The organism is Nonomuraea zeae (genome assembly GCF_005889725.1).
GTDB lineage: Bacteria > Actinomycetota > Actinomycetes > Streptosporangiales > Streptosporangiaceae > Nonomuraea > Nonomuraea zeae.
Map to the genome: position 1 here is coordinate 25,736 of NZ_VCKX01000016.1, position 16,103 is coordinate 41,838.

The 16,103-nt window shown below is 71.0% G+C and carries 20 protein-coding genes; 10 read left to right on the top strand and 10 right to left on the bottom strand.

The window, feature by feature from the left end; translation table 11 throughout:
• Positions 1-23: 23 nt before the first annotated feature.
• The gene (locus tag ETD85_RS07710; RefSeq protein WP_338087127.1) at positions 24-929 is read right to left on the bottom strand and encodes a phosphotransferase family protein; all 906 of its coding nucleotides are present in this window, start codon (positions 927-929) and stop codon (positions 24-26) included.
• 153 nt (positions 930-1,082) lie between these two features.
• Between ETD85_RS07710 and ETD85_RS07715 the strand changes: the two genes are divergently transcribed.
• Entirely contained in the window at positions 1,083-1,337 is a 255-nt protein-coding gene (locus ETD85_RS07715; protein ID WP_138688917.1) for a hypothetical protein, read from the top strand.
• Between the two features lie 137 nt (positions 1,338-1,474).
• On the opposite strand, the gene ETD85_RS07720 is transcribed toward ETD85_RS07715, so the two are convergent.
• Entirely contained in the window at positions 1,475-2,248 is a 774-nt protein-coding gene (locus ETD85_RS07720; RefSeq protein ID WP_138688918.1) for a DUF6544 family protein, read from the bottom strand.
• 120 nt (positions 2,249-2,368) lie between these two features.
• Positions 2,369-2,662 carry a nitroreductase/quinone reductase family protein gene (locus ETD85_RS07725; protein ID WP_138688919.1) on the bottom strand — a complete coding sequence of 98 codons (294 nt, stop codon included), beginning with the start codon at positions 2,660-2,662 and terminating at the stop codon, positions 2,369-2,371.
• A 291-nt stretch (positions 2,663-2,953) separates the two neighbouring features.
• Here ETD85_RS07725 and ETD85_RS07730 point away from each other — a divergent pair, with 291 nt between their 5' ends.
• The gene (locus ETD85_RS07730) at positions 2,954-4,099 is read left to right on the top strand and encodes a site-2 protease family protein (RefSeq protein ID WP_138688920.1); all 1,146 of its coding nucleotides are present in this window, start codon (positions 2,954-2,956) and stop codon (positions 4,097-4,099) included.
• 414 nt (positions 4,100-4,513) lie between these two features.
• Positions 4,514-5,188 (top strand): HAD-IC family P-type ATPase, encoded by a 675-nt coding sequence (locus ETD85_RS65565; protein WP_240779013.1) that lies wholly within the window; start codon positions 4,514-4,516, stop codon positions 5,186-5,188.
• Here ETD85_RS65565 and cydB read toward each other — a convergent pair.
• From cydB to ETD85_RS07755, 5 genes are all read right to left on the bottom strand, one after another.
• Positions 5,166-6,185: a cytochrome d ubiquinol oxidase subunit II gene (gene cydB, locus ETD85_RS07740; RefSeq protein WP_138688922.1), complete on the bottom strand. Its 1,020-nt coding sequence runs from the start codon at positions 6,183-6,185 to the stop codon at positions 5,166-5,168. The genes ETD85_RS65565 and cydB overlap by 23 nt on opposite strands.
• 14 nt (positions 6,186-6,199) lie before the next feature.
• A complete protein-coding gene (locus ETD85_RS07745) occupies positions 6,200-7,573 on the bottom strand; it encodes a cytochrome ubiquinol oxidase subunit I (RefSeq protein ID WP_138688923.1) in 1,374 nt (457 codons plus the stop codon).
• A gap of 154 nt (positions 7,574-7,727) precedes the next feature.
• Entirely contained in the window at positions 7,728-7,877 is a 150-nt protein-coding gene (locus tag ETD85_RS64530; protein ID WP_206058160.1) for a hypothetical protein, read from the bottom strand.
• Entirely contained in the window at positions 7,874-8,308 is a 435-nt protein-coding gene (locus ETD85_RS64535) for an SDR family NAD(P)-dependent oxidoreductase (RefSeq protein ID WP_206058161.1), read from the bottom strand. Before ETD85_RS64535 ends, ETD85_RS64530 begins: the two co-directional genes overlap by 4 nt.
• A 124-nt stretch (positions 8,309-8,432) precedes the next feature.
• On the bottom strand, positions 8,433-9,233 hold the full coding sequence (locus tag ETD85_RS07755; RefSeq protein ID WP_138688924.1) for an SDR family NAD(P)-dependent oxidoreductase: 801 nt from the start codon (positions 9,231-9,233) through the stop codon (positions 8,433-8,435).
• Between the two features lie 61 nt (positions 9,234-9,294).
• Here ETD85_RS07755 and ETD85_RS07760 point away from each other — a divergent pair, with 61 nt between their 5' ends.
• Positions 9,295-9,897: a TetR/AcrR family transcriptional regulator gene (locus ETD85_RS07760; protein WP_206058162.1), complete on the top strand. Its 603-nt coding sequence runs from the start codon at positions 9,295-9,297 to the stop codon at positions 9,895-9,897.
• 208 nt (positions 9,898-10,105) lie between these two features.
• Here ETD85_RS07760 and ppk2 read toward each other — a convergent pair whose 3' ends face one another.
• Positions 10,106-10,900, bottom strand: coding sequence for a polyphosphate kinase 2 (ppk2, locus tag ETD85_RS07765; RefSeq protein WP_240779014.1), 795 nt, complete (start codon positions 10,898-10,900; stop codon positions 10,106-10,108).
• A gap of 144 nt (positions 10,901-11,044) precedes the next feature.
• Here ppk2 and ETD85_RS07770 point away from each other — a divergent pair, with 144 nt between their 5' ends.
• From ETD85_RS07770 to ETD85_RS07780, 3 genes are read left to right on the top strand one after another with little or no spacing between them, the layout of a single operon-like run.
• Entirely contained in the window at positions 11,045-12,025 is a 981-nt protein-coding gene (locus tag ETD85_RS07770; RefSeq protein WP_138688926.1) for a threonine ammonia-lyase, read from the top strand.
• A gap of 22 nt (positions 12,026-12,047) precedes the next feature.
• Complete coding sequence (locus ETD85_RS07775; protein ID WP_138688927.1) at positions 12,048-12,284, top strand: chromate resistance protein; 237 nt, start codon at positions 12,048-12,050, stop codon at positions 12,282-12,284.
• The gene (locus tag ETD85_RS07780) at positions 12,281-13,426 is read left to right on the top strand and encodes an MFS transporter (RefSeq protein ID WP_138688928.1); all 1,146 of its coding nucleotides are present in this window, start codon (positions 12,281-12,283) and stop codon (positions 13,424-13,426) included. The genes ETD85_RS07775 and ETD85_RS07780 overlap by 4 nt, the downstream gene beginning before the upstream one ends.
• A 60-nt stretch (positions 13,427-13,486) precedes the next feature.
• On the opposite strand, the gene ETD85_RS07785 is transcribed toward ETD85_RS07780, so the two are convergent.
• Complete coding sequence (locus ETD85_RS07785; RefSeq protein WP_138688929.1) at positions 13,487-14,416, bottom strand: RNA polymerase sigma-70 factor; 930 nt, start codon at positions 14,414-14,416, stop codon at positions 13,487-13,489.
• A gap of 214 nt (positions 14,417-14,630) precedes the next feature.
• On the opposite strand from ETD85_RS07785, the gene ETD85_RS07790 reads away from it, so the two are divergent.
• Genes ETD85_RS07790 through ETD85_RS66715 form a run of 3 tightly spaced genes read left to right on the top strand, consistent with a single transcriptional unit; the run spans position 14,631 to position 16,036 of the window.
• Positions 14,631-15,128 carry a carboxymuconolactone decarboxylase family protein gene (locus tag ETD85_RS07790; protein WP_138688930.1) on the top strand — a complete coding sequence of 166 codons (498 nt, stop codon included), beginning with the start codon at positions 14,631-14,633 and terminating at the stop codon, positions 15,126-15,128.
• 14 nt (positions 15,129-15,142) lie between these two features.
• Positions 15,143-15,901, top strand: a complete 759-nt coding sequence (locus ETD85_RS07795; RefSeq protein WP_138688931.1) for an SDR family oxidoreductase — start codon at positions 15,143-15,145, stop codon at positions 15,899-15,901.
• A gap of 9 nt (positions 15,902-15,910) precedes the next feature.
• Complete coding sequence (locus ETD85_RS66715) at positions 15,911-16,036, top strand: PNPOx family protein (protein ID WP_276617190.1); 126 nt, start codon at positions 15,911-15,913, stop codon at positions 16,034-16,036.
• Positions 16,037-16,103 lie beyond the last annotated feature (67 nt).

Consider the following 16,103-nt stretch of genomic DNA (forward strand, 5'->3'; position numbering starts at 1 on the left):
GTTGGGCCGGCTGGTCGATGTCGTCACAACCGGGCGATCGCCGCCCGGAGGAAGTGGTCACGCCGGAACGTGGCGTAGGGACTGTATTCCTCGGTGGGTGTGTTGAGAACGGCTACGGCGTCCCAGTAGGCGATGTCGCCGGCCAGCGTGCCGCCGGCTCGTTCCCAGCCCTCCAGCACGTGTCCGGGTGCGTCGTCGTCGTAGCGGATCGCGACCTGTTTGCGCAGCTCACCGAGATCCACACCCGGATTGCCGACGCCGGCGGTCTTCCAGTCGATCAAGCCCCGGACCGCGCCGCCGCCGATCACCGTGTTGCCGGGCCACACATCCCCGTGTACGAAGACGACCGGCAGGTCCGGAGCCTTGATCGCCTGAACGCGTTCGTCGGCCAGCTGGAGCAGCGCGGTGGTCGGCATCTTTCCAGCCCGGCGATCCCGGGCGAAGTCGTCAACCGCGATCGGGCGGGGCCGGAACGGGAGCTGCGGCTGCGGGTCGAGGGTGACGGCGTGGACCCGGGCGATCGCGGCGCCTGCCGCCAGGAGCAGCTCGGTGGAAGGCGCGTCGGGCCAGGTGCTCGTCCCGGGCACGACGGTCTCCAAGCTCGCTGCCGTCCCGGCCTCGCGACCGTCGAGATCGGCCGCGAGCAGGCGGGGAGCCGGCAAGCCGTGCTGCTCGGCGACAGCGAGCGCCGCGGCGTTCGTCGCGATCTGATCGGGCCCGATCCGGCTGCTCGGAGACCGGAGGACCGCTGAGTACGCCGACCCGCCGGGTGCCGTCAGATCGACCCACCACGGGCTCTCCCCGCCATGCAGGGAACGAACGGCGCTGACCGCCGTCCGACCGCCCAGCCGGCCTTCAAGCCAGGCGCGCAGCGGCTCATCAAGACCTGGGCCGCGCTGTCTACCCATCCCGCACTGGACGACTGTCATCCAAATGGGGCTTGCCGTCAAGAGCCATCCCTTCGTCGAGCGCGTGCAAGCCGCCGTCAAGGCGGCCGGCGCACCATGAAGACCTGCCGCCCGCACGCGGCCGTCTCCTCCGCTTCGTGTTTCCCACCTGGCCGGACGAAAGGGCCTCGAATCATGCCGAACTGGATCAAGCGCATCCCTTGGTTGGTCTGGGCACTTGCGGGAGTCGCCTGGACGGGCCTGGCGATCTGGGAGCTGTCCCAGCCCGCGAGCGTGGACGACCACCTCGACGAGGCCATCCGGTTACTCGTAGGCGTCGCGATCACCGCAGCGGCCATCGGCCTCGTCCGCCCATTCCAGAACAAGCACCGCGACAGCGCAACCGGCCCGGCCCAGGAACGCGGACACGGTACAGCTGACCTCGACTAGAGGCTGTCAGATGCGGCCCTGGCGGGTCGGAGACCTACGACGCCTGCGGGAACACGCAGCCGCTCGCCGACGCGGCGGCGTCCAGCGCTCGTGCTCCCGCCGCGCGGTCCGCTGCGGATCCCGGCCGGACGCGGCGCTCATCGAAACAGCGCGTCGTCGAGGGCGAAGCGGATGAACTCGCCCTCCGCCCGCCTGGCCGTACCCGGCCACCACCCGCCCACGACGCGGGCGGGAATGGTGAACCCGTCGAAGGTACCCTCTTCGAGGCACTCGACGCCGAACAGGTGCTCGCGGTAGGCGGTGCCGTCCGGGTTGCCCCAGCGGCTCATGACGACGCGTTCCAGCCGCCCGTCCAGCGCGATGGCCAGCGTCACCTCGTGATCCTCGCCGCCGATCGGTACGGTGGCGACCGCGTGATGCTCGTCGAGCGCCTTCCACCTGACGCGCGGATCGAGCGCGGCGGCGGGTGCCAGGACGAGCTCGCAGGCGAGCCTTCCGGCGGCACTTCTCGTGATGTCCGGCCCGCCACCTGTCATTACCGGGAAGGTGTCGAACACCCGCCAGCGCATCTCTCCGGTTCCGGCGCGATAGCGGTCGAAGCCGTGCACCGGCGCCAGTCCCAGCCAGGTGCTCGCCGACCAGACATAGCCTTCCAGCGGCAGCAGGACCTGATTGGCGTGGAACCGGCGCCACTCGCCGAGCTTGATCGTGCCTCGCATGGTGAGGACTGCCGCCCGCAGCAGGGGCGTGCCCGGTGCGACGGCACGCAGGAGCCAGCGGCGCGCGGGCTCGGGCAGCAGGCCGGCCTGCTCGGGGTCGAACGCGGGCGGCTGCCGCGTCTGACGTTGCAGCAGGTCCCAGTCCTGCCTGGCCTGCTCGGTCAGGTGCGGCGGCGGGAGGACGACGGTCATGACCGCCTCCTGCGCACGCGGAACACGGCTCTGGTCGTCATCGGCGTTCCTCCCTGGTACGGATCGTGGCGGCCGGCGTGCGGCGGGCGGGTGCGAGCAGGCCGACGATCGCGGCCCCGGTCAGCGCCGCCACCGTCGCCGCCATGACCGCCCCGCCGAGGAGACCGATGAGCCGGCCTCCAGATTGCGCCACCATCGCCGTGACGGCCTGCTGACCACGGTCAGGGTGTCCCCGGGTTGCTCGTACCGGACAGGGAGGCGGATGGTCGCCCCGCTGCGACGGCCGGTGAGAACCAGCAGTGCGACGTGCTGCGACAGCAGGTCGTGCAACTGCGTACGGAGCAGCCAGGCGACGACCGGGTTCACCAGGCGCGTCTGGATCCGTTCCAGCGCTCTCCACAGGCGCACCGGCATGGCAGGCACCCTTTCCGCTGATGGGGCCCGGGCCTCGCGTTCACCCTTCAAGCACACCGTCCGCAGCCGTCGCGGGGCAGAGTCGTACGACCTCCCACACCGGGACCTTCGACCCCTGACCGGCCGGGCCCGGCCGGCAGGACTCTGCCGGTCACATGCCTCAGTCCTGGCAGTGATGACCTTCCCGCATCGGCCCGTCACACCCATCGGCACTCCTAGCGGGACCAAAGGAACGGGCAGCAGGGCACATTGCCTCCTGCCATCGCGTCCTTCCGCCCCGATCCTGAACTCATGAAGCCATCTGTGCGTCTGGGGCGCTTGTTCGGAATCCCGATCGCCGCGGACTGGTCAGCGCTGCTCGTCCTGGCCCTGATCACGTTGATCATCGCCGATGGCGTGCTGCCCGCCGCCGCTCCCGGCTATGCCGCGTCGGTCTACTGGGCGACCGGCGTCGCCGCCGCGCTGGTGTTCCTGGCCTGCCTGGTGGCTCACGAACTGGCTCACAGCGTGCTCGCCAAGCGGCACGGCGTGCCCGTCAAGTCGATCACATTGTGGATGCTCGGCGGGTTCTCCGAACTTACGGAGGAGCCGCCGGATCCCAAGGCCGACCTTGTCATCGCCGCCGCCGGGCCCGCCGCCAGCTTGGCCGCCGGCCTGCTGCTGGGCGGCGGGTACCTCATCGGCGAGGCCCTGAACGCCTCCCCCCTGCTGACCCAGGCACTGCTCTGGCTGGCCACGATGAACGGCGTGCTGGCCGTGTTCAACCTGCTGCCCGGCGCCCCTTTGGACGGCGGCCGCGTGCTGCGCGCCCTGTTGTGGCGCCGCTACCACGATCGGAACCGGGCCGAGATGGCCTCCGTCCGCACCGGGCGTACGCTCGGTATGGCGTTCATGGGCGTGGGCTTCATCGAGATCCTCTTCATCAGCCTGAGCAACGGCATCTGGACCCTGCTGATCGGCTGGTTCCTCACCTCGGCCGCCAGGGCCGAAGGAACCGCCCACCTGGTGCGCGGCGCCCTGAGCAGCGCGACGGCCGCCGAAGTCATGCATCCGTCGCCCGCGTGCGCCCAGGCGTGGCAGAGCCTGCAGACCTGTGCCGAGCAAACCGTCGCCGACTCCGATCAGGACGTCTTCCCCGTAGTGGAGCTCGCGGGCGAGCCCGTCGGCGTCATCACCGCCGACCAGATCATCGCCGTGCCCGCGCACCGTCGCGATGAGCTGCAGGTCCGCTCGGTCATGACCCCGCTGCCCGGGGGCAACGTGCTCGCGCCCGATGCCCCCGCCACCGAGCTGACAGGGCTGCGGCCCATCGGCCGGCTCGTGGCGGTCGTCGTCGAGGGCGGTCACGTCACCGGCATGATCACCATCGACGACCTCCAGCACATCCTGCGCCGTGCGATGCTGCTGCGCCGGGATTCGTCCGACCCGCAGCCCTGATGAGCGACGGACCCTACCGGGCAAACCAGCAGGGCGAGCGGGATGTCCTCGGTGTGCGGCAGGTGGCGTCGCGTCTCGTCTTCGACCGCGTTCACCAGTGTGTTGCCGCCGGTGAACACCTTGGGCACGTCAGAGCGCCGAGGAAGTCAGAGACGGCTCGGGCCCAGCCGCCAGCCGGAAACGCCCATCCCCATGCCGACGTCCTCGAATGTCACTAACGCTTGCGTGAACAGGCCGAGGACCGCATCCGGACGATGGACCGCGCGGTCAGCAGGCGACGACGGCCACTGTCTGCCCGCCGACGATGATCTTGTTGAGGTCGATGGCCGGCCGCCAGCGCGCGTCTCCGTTCCTGATCACGAACACGCCCGCGGGCGCGGCGCCGAGGCCGAAGCCTCCGCCGCGGGTGACCGGGTGATCGCCGTGGCCACCCGCGACGCCCCCGGCCAGGACACGCTCACCCCTGCGGACGAGCACGACCTGGCCTTCCGCGGCCTGCTGGTGTTCCTCGACCCGCCCAAGGCCGGCGCCCGCGACGCGCTGGGCCGCCTGGCCGAGCTCGGCATCACCGTCAAAGTCCTCACCGGCGACAATCCGGCCGTGGCCGCCAAACTCTGCGCCGATCTCGGCCTGCCCGCCGCACGGGTGCTCACCGGAGCCGATGTCGAGGCCGCCGATGACGCCCGGCTCGCCGAGCTGATCGACCAGACCACGATCTTCGCCAGGATCAGCCCCCAGCACAAGGCCCGCATCGTGCGCGTGCAGCGGCGGAGCGGTCTGGACGTGGCCTTCCTCGGCGACGGCGTCAACGACGCCATCGCCCTGCACGCCGCCGACGTCGGCATCTCGGTCGACTCCGCCACCGACGTCGCCAAGGACGCCGCCGATGTGCTCCTGCTGGAGCAGAACCTCGCCATCCCCCAGACCCTGGTGATCTTCGCCATCCGCACCCGCCGCGTCCCGTTCTTCCGCAGCCACCCCAGCCTGCCCCTGCTGCCGGCCGCTCTCGGCGTGGTCAGTGTCGGCGCGCTGCTGCCGGCCACCCCCATCCCCGCCGCGCGCCTCGTCACCCTTCGTTCACCGGGGTGAGTGCTGAAGGTCCCGGGTTCTGCGGGCCGGTCGGCGTGCCGGTGAGGCGGCGGCGGAAGACCCAGTAGGTCCAGGCCTGGTAGGCCAGTACGACCGGGGTGAAGATGGCCGCGACCCAGGTCATCACCGTCAGGGTGTACGGGGTGGAGGCGGCGTTGGTCACGGTGAGGCTGTTGGCCGGGTCGAGGGCGGGCAGCACGTTCGGCCACAGACCGGTGAACAGGGCGGCGGTGAACGCGACGACGGCCAGCGCGCTGGAGGCGAACGCCCACCCGTCCCTGCCGCGCAGCGTCGCGGCCAGCGCACCGGCCAGCCCGGCCGCGGCCACCACGACCGCCGCCCACCAGACGGGCTTGCCGCCGTCGGAGGCGATGAGGAAGGCCACCACCACGAGCAGGACGATCGGCGCCAGCGTTCTGGCGATCCGGGTGGCGCCTCGGCGCAGCTCCCCGGTGGTGCGCAGGGCCAGGAAGATCGCGCCGTGCAGGGTGAACAGCAGGAGCGTGGCCACGCCGCCGAGCAGGGCGAAGGGGTTGAGCAGGGTGAGCAGGGTGCCGGTGAACTCGTGCGCCGCGTCCAGCGGGACGCCGCGCACGATGTTGGCGAAGGCCACGCCCCAGAGGAGCGCGGGCCCGAGGGAGCCCCAGAAGAACGCCCGGTCCCAGCCTCGCGTGCTGTCGCTCTTGCTGCGATATTCCAGCGCCACCCCGCGTACGATCAGCGCGAGCAGGATCAGGAACAGCGGCAGGTAGAAGCCGCTGAACAGGGTGGCGTACCACTCGGGGAAGGCGGCGAACGTCGCCCCGCCGGCCACGAGCAGCCACACTTCGTTGCCGTCCCACACCGGGCCGATCGTCCGCACGATGGTGCGCCGATCGGCTTCGGTACGGCCCAGGAAGGGCAGCAGGATGCCGACCCCGAAGTCGAAGCCCTCCAGCACGAAGTAGCCGGTCCACAGCACGGCGATCAGTACGAACCAGACAGTGGTCAGTTCCATGGCGCAGACGTCCTTCAGTAGCTCAGGGCGGGGATGGGAGCTTCCGGCTCGGCCTGCTCGTGCGGCCCGATCCGGATGAACTTGAGCAGCAGCCGCACCTCGATGACCGCGAGCACCGCGTAGACGAGGGTGAACCCGACGAGCGTGATGGCCACCGACGTGACGTCCGCGCTGGGCGAGACGGCCGCGGCGGTGCGCATCAGCCCGAAGACGGTCCACGGCTGGCGTCCCATCTCGGTGAAGATCCAGCCCAGGCTGTTGGCCAGGAAGGGCAGGCCGATCCCGGCGATGGCCAGGCGGTAGGCCCAGCGGCCCGCGGGCAGCCGGCCGCGCCTGGTCAGCCAGAGCCCGGCCGCCGCGAGCAGCGCCGACAGCGCGCCGAAGCCGATCATCAGCCGGAACGACCAGTACGCCAGGCCGACGACCGGCCGGTAGTCGCCGGGGCCGTAGAGCCGCTGGTAGCGGGCCTGGATGTCGTTGATGCCCTCGACCTCGCCGTCCAGCGTGTTCGTGGACAGCAGGCTCAGGCCGTACGGGATCTGCAGGTTGATGTGGTTGCGGCCGTTCTCGACGTCGCCGACGGCGAACAGCGAGAAGCCCGCCGACTTCTCGTCCTCCCACAGCGCCTCGGCCGCGGCCATCTTCATCGGCTGCTGCTCGGTCATGATCTGCGCCTGCCAGTGACCGGAGAACGACACTCCCACCGCGGAGACGAGCCCCACGACCAGGGCCAGCCGCGCCGAGGTCCGGAACAGCGACGTGTCACGCTTTTTCAGCAGATACCAGGCGCTGACGCCGAGCACGAAGGCCGCGGCGGTCAGGAACGCCCCGAAGAGCACGTGGGGGAAGGTCACCAGGGTGGTCGAGTTGGTCAGCACGGCCCAGATGTCGGTCAGCTCCGCCCGGCCGTTGTTGATCCGGTAGCCGACCGGGTGCTGCATCCACGAGTTGGCCGCGAGGATGAAGTAGGCCGAGATGTTCGTGCCGATGGCCGCCAGCCAGATCGTGGCCAGGTGCAGCTTGGGAGACAGCTTGTCCCACCCGAAGATCCACAGACCGAGGAAGGTGGACTCCAGGAAGAACGCGAGCAGCCCTTCCATCGCCAGCGGAGCCCCGAACACGTCCCCGACGAAGCGCGAGTACGCACTCCAGTTCATCCCGAACTGGAACTCCTGCACGATCCCGGTCACCACGCCCATCGCGAAGTTGATGAGGAACAGCCGGCCCCAGAACCGGGTCAGCCGCAGGTACTCCGGCTTCTTCGTCCGGTACCAGGCGGTCTGCAGCCCGGCCACGATGATCGACAGACCGATCGTGAGCGGCACGAACAGAAAGTGGTAAACGGTCGTGATGCCGAATTGCCAGCGGGAAAGGTCCAGGACGTCCATGGTGGACAAGGTTTCCCCGGCACCGGCACCGCGCCAAAGGGTCGTGCGGCCCTACCTCGAAGGACCTTGGTCCCATCGAGGCCCGGCCCCAGGAACGCGGCGCCGGCCTTCATCCAGGTCCTCCGCCGGAGCACGTCCGCAACCCGGCGCTCGATCAGCGCTCCGCCGCTGCCGCCAGTGCGTAGCCCCAGAGCCGATCCGCGGCGGCCGGATCCACCGACCAGGCCGCGACGCCCGCGTCGGCATCCGGGCCGCCCGGCACCACCTCGGCTTCCTGGTTGTCGGAGAAGTACCGGCCGGTCACGCCGTCCAGCAGCGGGGGACGCGGCGAGCAGCACCGAGGTGGCGGCGCCCTGCCCCGGATTCTTGAAGTAGTCCGGAGTCAGGAGGTGCCTCTCGTCGTCCATCGCCCGCATGGTGCCCTGATCGACGTGCCGCTGCAGGTTGGTGTGGATGTAGCCGGGCGAGGCCGACCGCGAGCAGCGCGCCGGCCGTCTTCGACTGCGCGTACGCGACCCAGGGATCGTACGTGCGGCGTTCGAATTGCGGATCGTCGAAGCCGAACGGCGCGAGCCGTTGAGCGCCCGAGCTCACCACGACCACCTGCGCGTCGCCGGCCTGGCACAGGTTGTCGCGCAGGCCGGTGACGAGCGCGCGCACCGAGCCCAGTTCGCTCAGGTCCAAAGCCCGCTGGTCACCGGCAGGGTTGCGGGTGGCGACGGTGACCTCGGCCACCGCCGCCTGGAGAGCCCGGGTGGTCTCCAGGCCGATCCCGGAGGCGCCGCCGGTGACGATGATCCGCCTGCGAAAGCCTCGCGCCCGGCAGGCCGCCTGCGAATGCCTCGCACGCGGTGGCGTGTCAGTGGACGCCTTTGACGGTGCCGCCGTCCACCCGGAGCGTGGTGCCGGTGACGTAGTCGGCGAACGGCCCGGCGAGATACAGGACGGCGGCGGCGATCTCCTCCGCCCGGCCGAACCGGCCGATGTCGTTCGGCGCCAGGGTCTCGATCGCGTGGGGTTCGATCTCCTCCCACGTCTCGCCCCACCCCCGTGCGGGAGCGATATCGCTGACGAACTGCTGGACGGCGTCGACCAGGATCGCGCCGGGGGCGACGGTGTTGGCGGTGACGCCGCTGCCTTGCAGCTCGCGGGCGAGGGAGACCGTGAGGTTGTGGCGGGCGGCCAGGGTCGCCGAATAGTGCGGGATGTCCGCGATCGGCTGCAGGGCGAGCCCGCCGCCGATCTGGATGACCCGGCCCCAGCCGCGTTCGCGCATTCCGGGGACCATCCGCTGGATCATGCGGACCCCGGAGATGACGTTGACCTCGTAGGTCTGGCGCCAGTCCGCGGCGGAGGCGTTCTCCCACGAGAGGTGCGGATAGGCGCCGGCGTTGTTGACCAGGATGTCGATCGGCCCGCCGCTCAGCGCGGCCTCGGCCACGGCGTCAGCGCCCGCATCGGCGGCCAGGTCGCCGATGGCGGCCTCGGCGTCACCACCGCTCGTCCGAATGGCGGCGGCGACGGCCTCGGCGCGGATGCGGTCGCGGCCGTGGACGACGACGCCGGCCCCTTCGGCGGCCAGCGCCTTGGCGATGGCCTCACCGAGACCCGAGCTGGAGCCGGTGACCAGCACTCGTTTTCCCGTCAGTTGCAGATCCATGGATCCCCCCGCATTCAGTTGTCTACAGTCGTAGACTTAGCCGAAAGTATACACTTGTAGAATGAGTGACGATTCTGCACCCGACCGGCGCCGGCGCGACGCCGCCGCCACCCGGCAGGCCATCCTCGACGCCGCGATCGCCGCCTTCACCCGGCATGGTTACGACGGGGTGGGAGTACGCGACATCGCCCGGGGCGCGGGCGTGACCGCGATGCTCATCAACCGCTACTTCGGATCGAAGGAACAGCTGTTCGCCGAAGCGGTCGACGTCGCCTTCGCCCCGCGCACCGTCATCACCGGCACGGGGGCGGAGCTGGCCGGGCGGACCGCGCGGACGCTCGTGGCGCGGACGGCGCCCGAGGCCGAGGAGCTCGGGCCGTTCCTGCTCATGCTCAGATCGGCCGCCAGCCCGAGGGCAGCGGAGATCATGCGCGAAGCGATCACACGGCATGCCGGACGACATCTCAACGAGGAGCTCTCCGGCGCCGGGGCGGGCATGCGGGCCGAGCTGATGCTCGGCGTACAGGCGGGAGTGTGGCTGATGCGCCGCGTCCTGGGCACGACGGCCCTCGTCGAGGCGCCCCCGGAGGATCTTGCCCGATGCGTCACGGCGCTCTTCCAGGTGCTGGACACGCCGGCGGCCGACGCTGCCCCCCACGCCTAGGATCCGCCGGCCACCTCCGCACGAAGCGCTGCCCGCGCTCCGCCGCCGCCGCGGGCTGTCGCCGGCATCCTGGACTCCAGGACCGCCTTCGGCGCCCGATGACCCGGAGAGGCGGGCGCGGTCGGCCGGGCTTGACGTGCGGCGGATGCACGGCCGCTCGGCGGCGACCCTTCCGAGGGCGGGGGTGACCGCACGTAGCGGGAGCTCGCTAGGAGAGGTCGTCCGTCACGTCGGGCACCGCCGTCTCCAGGCGCGGCGGGCGCCGGTAGCCCGTCGGGGCGGGCCGGGGCGGGATCTCCAGCGGCGTGCGCTGCACCTCCCGGTAGGGAACCGTGGACAGCAGGTGGGAGATCATGTTGATCCTGGCCCGCCGCTTGTCCTCGCTCTCCACCTCGTACCACGGCGCCTCCGGGATATGGGTATGGATCATCATCTCGTCCTTGGCGCGGGAGTACTCCTCCCACCGCGTGATCGACTCCAGATCCATCTCCGACAGCTTCCAGCGCCGCATCGGGTCCTCCAGCCGGGCCCGGAACCGCCGCTCCTGCTCGGCGTCACTGACCGAGAACCAGTATTTGCGCAGCAGGATCCCGTCCTCCACCAGCAGCCGCTCGAAGATCGGGCACTGGTGCAGGAACCGGGTGTACTCCTCCTGCGTGCAGAAGCCCATCACCCGCTCGACACCGGCCCGGTTGTACCAGCTGCGGTCGAACAGCACGATCTCCCCCGCGGCGGGCAGATGCTCGACGTACCGCTGGAAATACCACTGCGTCCGCTCCCGCTCGGTGGGCGCGGGCAACGCGGCGATCCTGGCCACGCGCGGGTTGAGGTATTCGGCCACCCGCTTGATCGTGCTGCCCTTCCCGGCGGCGTCCCGTCCCTCGAAGACCACCACCAGGCGGCGGCCCTCCATCTTCACCCACTCCTGCAGTTTCACCAGCTCCGACTGGAACTGGAACAACCGCTTCTCGTACGGCTTGCGCCGCAGCCTGTCAGCGCTCACGCGCACCACCTCCCCTTCGCCCAGTGTGGCGCTGCCGCCCATCAGCCGGAGCGTTCAGAGGCGGAAAGCGGTGTGTCGGATCAGACGGGACGATCCTGGACGATCACCCAGAGAACGGCGCCGGCGGCGCTACGCTGCTGTGCCATGCAGGAGACGCGCCTCGACACCGCTCGGATCCAAGCAGCTCGCCAGATGATCGACCCGATTTTTCGCAACACTCCGCTGTATCGCTGCGAGGCGCTGAAGCCCGATCTCGGGTGCGCGGTGAGCATCAAGCTCGAAACGGCGAACCCGGTACGCAGCTTCAAGGCCCGCGGCACCGAGCTGGTCGCGAGCCTGCTCGACGGCAACGGCTCGCGAGCCGTGGTGTGCGCCAGCGCGGGCAACCTGGGCCAAGCCCTCGCCTGGTCCGGTCGCGGCCGGGGGCTCGACGTCACCGTCGTGGCATCCCGCTTCGCGCCGGCGGCCAAGCTCGATCGCATCCGCGCGCTGGACGCCAAATTGGAGCTGGTGGACGGCGACTTCGACATGGCTCGCGAGCGGGCGGCGGCGATCGCGCGGGCCGACGGCATCCGGCTGGTGGAAGACAGCCTGGACATCGAGACCTGCGAGGGCGCGGCGACCATCGGCCTGGAGCTGGTGGAGACCGCGCCGCCGTTCGACGCCGTCCTGATCGCTCTCGGCGGCGGGGCGCTGGCCACCGGCGTGGGTCACGTGATGAAGGCCCTGGCGCCCGACGTCGAGGTGATCTGCGTCCAGCCGCTGGGCGCACCGGCGATGACACGCTCCTGGCGCCAACGGCGCGTCGTCACCACCGACTCGACCGACACCATCGCCGACGGCGTCGCCGGCCGGTGTCCCATCCCGGCCGTCCTGGACGACCTCCTCCTGGTCGCTGACGACGCCGTCCTGGTCCAGGAGTCGTCGATCATCGCCGGTATGCGAATGCTCCTCGACCACGCCGGCCTCGTCGTCGAACCGTCGGCCGCGCTCGGCATCGCGGCGATCCTCGAAGACCGTGACCGCTTCGCCGGCCGGCACGTGGTCACCATCGTGTGCGGCAGCAACGTGGACGTGGACGCCTACCACCGCTGGGTCGGCGCGGCTCCCACCCGCACGCCGTAGACCCGCGACCCCAGGAGGGTGCTTGATCGTGCCAAGCCGGGCCGCTCCGGTGCCTGCGCCGCCTTCCAGGGAGGCGGCCGGGATCGTGCGTGAGGCCGGCTTCGAGGATAAGCGCTTCGACGCGCCCGAGGCGCCCGGTCTCGGTGTCGCCCTGCGCGGCCTGCCGGTGATCTGCGGCGACGACCGGGTGCCGGCTCTGGCCGGCCCGCCGTACGAGCTCCTCCGCCGCGGGCCGCTGCTCGGCGGGGAGACCGCGTGAGCGCCGCACGGTTGATCTTCGCAGCGCAGGCCTTACGCGGTCTGGCGTACGGCCTGGCCGCCGTCCAGCTCGCCACGCTGCTGCGGGCCGAGGGGCTGCAGGCCGCAGGGGTCGGTCTCGTGCTGGCCGCCGTGATGGCCGGGGGCGCGCTGGCCAGCATCGCCCTGGGCCGCTGGGGTGACCGGTTCGGCCGTCGCCGCTCCTATGCCGTGCTCTACCTGGCTCTGGCCCTGTGCGGGTCGCTGATCGCGGCCGGAGCTCCGGTGTGGCTGCTCAGCCTGGCCGCCCTGTCCGGCGCGCTGTCGGTCGAGGTGGTCGAGTCGGGGCCGTTCACCACCGTGGAGCAGGTCCTGCTGGACGGCAGCGGCGTGGCCGTGCGCGGCTTCGGTCTCTACAACGCCGTCGCCGCCATCGCCGGGACCGCCGGCGCGCTGCTGGGCGCGCTCCCGCCCGCGCGGTCGCTGCTCGGCGGGGTGCTGCTGGCCGTGGGCGTGGCCGGTGCGTTGCTGGCCCTACGGCTGCCCGCCGCGCTCGAGGTGGCCTCGGTCCAGGTCTCCGCACCGGTCCGGCCCCGCCCGGTCGTGGTCCGGCTGGCGGCGCTGTTCGCCGTGGACAGCCTGGCCGGGGGCTTCGTCGTGCAGGCCTACCTGGCCTACTGGCTGGGTGTCCACTACCAGGCCGACACGGCGAGCATCGGGCTGCTGTTCGCGGGCTGTGCCGCCCTGCAGACCGCCTCCTTCCTGCTCGCGCCGGTCATCGCGGCCAGGATCGGGCTGCTGAACACGATGGTCTTCACCCACCTGCCGAGCAACCTGCTGCTCGTCGGCGTCGCCTTCGCCCCGGGGTTCCCGGTGGCCGCGGGGCTGCTGCTGGCCCGCGCCTGCCTGTCCTCGATGGACGTGCCCACCCGCCAGGCCTACGTCATGGCCATGGTCCCGCCCACCGAGCGCACCACCACGGCCGCCGTCACCAACACCGCCCGCTCCCTGACCCGCCCCGCCGGTCCCGTGCTGGCCGGGCTGCTGCAACCCCTGGGCCTGGCCTGGCCGTTCCTCATCGCCGGGACCGCCAAGACCCTCTACGACCTGGCCCTGTGGCGGATCTTCCGCCGCCTCGAACTCCCCACCGAAGACCCATCGTGATCCAGGCCCTGTGATCATTGTCGGTGACCGGTGGGAGTGGGAGCGGCCGACGGCACGTTCTCAGCGGCTTACGGCGGTCTGCTGTTCGATACGCGACAGCTTCTCGGGATTGCGCACGTGGTAGGCGCCGGTGACGTAGCCGTTCTCCACCCGCACCGCCACCACGCCGTCGATCTCGCCGTTGACCCGGACGAGCAGCCCCGGGCCGCCGTTGATCTGCACCAGCTCAGTCGACCTTTCCGCGTCGCGCTTCCACCAGCCGACGGCGAGCAAGCGGGCAACGTGGTCAGCCCCCACGACGGGCCGCAGCAGGGCATGCTTGACACCGCCCCCGTCGCTCAGGGCGACGACGTCCGGCGCGAGCACGTCGAGCAGGCTCTGCAGCTCGCCGGTCTCGACCGCGCGCTGGAAAGCCTGGAGCGCGGCCCGGTGCTCAGCCGGGGAGCCGGTGCCGCGTGGCCGGCGCGCGGCGACGTGCGCCCGGGCCCGATAGGCGATCTGCCGGACCGCGGCCGGGCTCTTGCCGACGGCCTCGGCGATCTCGTCGTAATCCAGCTCGAAGACCTCGCGCAGCACGAACACCGCCCGCTCGACCGGCTGGAGCGTCTCCAGCACCAGCAGCATCGCCATCGAGACGCTGTCGGCCAGCTCCACGTCCTCGGCCACATCAGGGGCGGTCAGCAACGGCTCGGGCAGCGACGGTCCGACGTAGGACTCCTTACGCCGGCCGAGCGCCCGCAGCCGGTCCAGCGCCTGCCGGGTGACGATCCGCACCAGGTAGGCCCGCTCCTCCCGCACAACGTCAAGGTCAACGTCCACCCATCGCAGCCAGGTCTCCTGCAGGATGTCTTCGGCGTCGGCGGCCGAGCCGAGCATCTCGTAGGCGACGGTGAACAGCAGGTTGCGGTGGGCGACGAACGCCTCGGTGGCGGAGTCCACGCGGTCGGCACGGCCGGGCGGCCCCGGTGTGTCCGTCGTTCGCTCGCTCATGCCTGGCCCCTGCCTGTCCGCACTCAGCTCTACCACATGCACAAGACGCCGCTTCCGACCGTTTTGTAACACCCGCGATCGGTGGTCCACGTCACACCACGGCGCTGTTACGGGGGGCGGATGGCCGGCGTCTGGTGTTCGTCAGAACGCCGCACGAACGATCCGTGCGGCCCGCGACACCACGAGCCGAGTGTGAAGAAGGGAAGCCCTCGCCATGTCCGCACCCACCCCGACCGGCCTCCGGTCGCGCATGCCCAACCCCCTCCCGTTCGTCCCAGAGCTGGCGGTGGTCGCCGAAGGACTGCACCAGGTCATGAAGAACGGCTCGATCCCGCAGGCCACCATCCACCTGCTGCAGCTGCGCGCCGGGCAACTGCTCGGCAGCACGTACTTCACCATCAGGGAAACCGGCAACCTCCGCCGGGCAGGCGAATCGGAGGAGCGCATCACCGCCGTGGCGACCTGGCGGGACGCCACCTACTTCACCGACGCCGAACGGGTCGCGCTGGAGCTGGTGGAGGCCGTTTTGTCGCCGAATCCGTCCGGAGAGCGCGTCCCGGACGAGCTGCACGCCAGGGCGTCCGCGCACTACGACGACAAGGCGCTCTGGACGCTCATCATGGCGATCGCCCACATCGGCTTCTTCACCCCCGCCGCTCTCATCGCCAAGCCGATCCCCGGCATGCCCCCCGGCCAGAACTACAGCGAGTAAGAAAGGCATCAAGCATGAACATCAACAAGATCGCAGTGGCCGGAGCGACCGGGCGGCTGGGACGCCACGTCGCCGGCGTCCTCACCGAACGGGGGCACCACGTCGTGCCGATGTCACGAGCCACCGGCGTGGACATCATCACCGGTGAGGGCCTGGCCGAGGCGCTCACCGGGGTGGACGTCATCATCGACGTCGCCTCGTGGCACGCCTCCGAGCAGGAGGCGGCGACGGAGTTCTTCCGCACGTCGGCCCGCAATCTGCACGACCACGGCCAGAGGGCGGGGGTCGCCCGGATCACCGTGGCGTCCATCATCGGCGTCGACAAGGCCACCGCCGGTTTCCTCGCCGCCAAGCAGGCGCACGAGGAGCTCCTCCTGGCCGGCCCGCTCCCTGTCCGCATTCTGCGGGCCGCGCAGTTCCACGAGTTCGTCGGCCGGCTGCTGGACTGGCAGCAGGGTGATGTCGCCTTCGTCCCGGCTCTGCCCACCCAGCTCGTGGCCTGCCGCGCCGTGGCCGAGGAACTGGTCGACCTGGCCCTCGACCCCGGCGCGCCCGCTCCGGGGACGCCGATCCCCGAGGTCGCCGGCCCACGGAAGGAGACCCTGGCGGAGGCGGCCGCACTCCTCGGCGCCCGCCGAGGCATCAAGGTCGTCGGCACGGACGGCTCTGGCATGCCCGATGCCGAGATTGCCGCCGAGGGCGCTTTCCTGCCCAGCCCGCACGCCAAACTCGCCGGACCCGCCTTCCGGGAGTGGCTCGACACGCAGCCCTGAGCCGGCCCGATGACCTCGTTCGTCGTGGACGACCTGGCCTCGGTGGACCCATGGGTGGTGCGCGGCATCGAGATCCGCGGCTCGGCGGTGGCCCTGACCGACCACGAGCCGCCGGTGCCGAGCCGCAAGATGTGACGGCCCGGCGGTGCGGCGGCTTCGATCACCGTCGCGGGCCACCAGGCCGTCACCGCTGCCCCCGTCC

Coding starts and splice junctions, on each gene's coding strand:
- ETD85_RS07710 (WP_338087127.1), bottom strand. CDS start 929: ATGACAGTCGTCCAGTGCGGGATGGGTAGACAGCGCGGCCCAGGTCTT.
- ETD85_RS07715 (WP_138688917.1), top strand. CDS start 1,083: ATGCCGAACTGGATCAAGCGCATCCCTTGGTTGGTCTGGGCACTTGCG.
- ETD85_RS07720 (WP_138688918.1), bottom strand. CDS start 2,248: ATGACCGTCGTCCTCCCGCCGCCGCACCTGACCGAGCAGGCCAGGCAG.
- ETD85_RS07725 (WP_138688919.1), bottom strand. CDS start 2,662: ATGCCGGTGCGCCTGTGGAGAGCGCTGGAACGGATCCAGACGCGCCTG.
- ETD85_RS07730 (WP_138688920.1), top strand. CDS start 2,954: ATGAAGCCATCTGTGCGTCTGGGGCGCTTGTTCGGAATCCCGATCGCC.
- cydB (WP_138688922.1), bottom strand. CDS start 6,185: ATGGAACTGACCACTGTCTGGTTCGTACTGATCGCCGTGCTGTGGACC.
- ETD85_RS07745 (WP_138688923.1), bottom strand. CDS start 7,573: ATGGACGTCCTGGACCTTTCCCGCTGGCAATTCGGCATCACGACCGTT.
- ETD85_RS07755 (WP_138688924.1), bottom strand. CDS start 9,233: ATGGATCTGCAACTGACGGGAAAACGAGTGCTGGTCACCGGCTCCAGC.
- ETD85_RS07760 (WP_206058162.1), top strand. CDS start 9,295: ATGAGTGACGATTCTGCACCCGACCGGCGCCGGCGCGACGCCGCCGCC.
- ETD85_RS07770 (WP_138688926.1), top strand. CDS start 11,045: ATGCAGGAGACGCGCCTCGACACCGCTCGGATCCAAGCAGCTCGCCAG.
- ETD85_RS07785 (WP_138688929.1), bottom strand. CDS start 14,416: ATGAGCGAGCGAACGACGGACACACCGGGGCCGCCCGGCCGTGCCGAC.
- ETD85_RS07790 (WP_138688930.1), top strand. CDS start 14,631: ATGTCCGCACCCACCCCGACCGGCCTCCGGTCGCGCATGCCCAACCCC.
- ETD85_RS07795 (WP_138688931.1), top strand. CDS start 15,143: ATGAACATCAACAAGATCGCAGTGGCCGGAGCGACCGGGCGGCTGGGA.
- ETD85_RS66715 (WP_276617190.1), top strand. CDS start 15,911: ATGACCTCGTTCGTCGTGGACGACCTGGCCTCGGTGGACCCATGGGTG.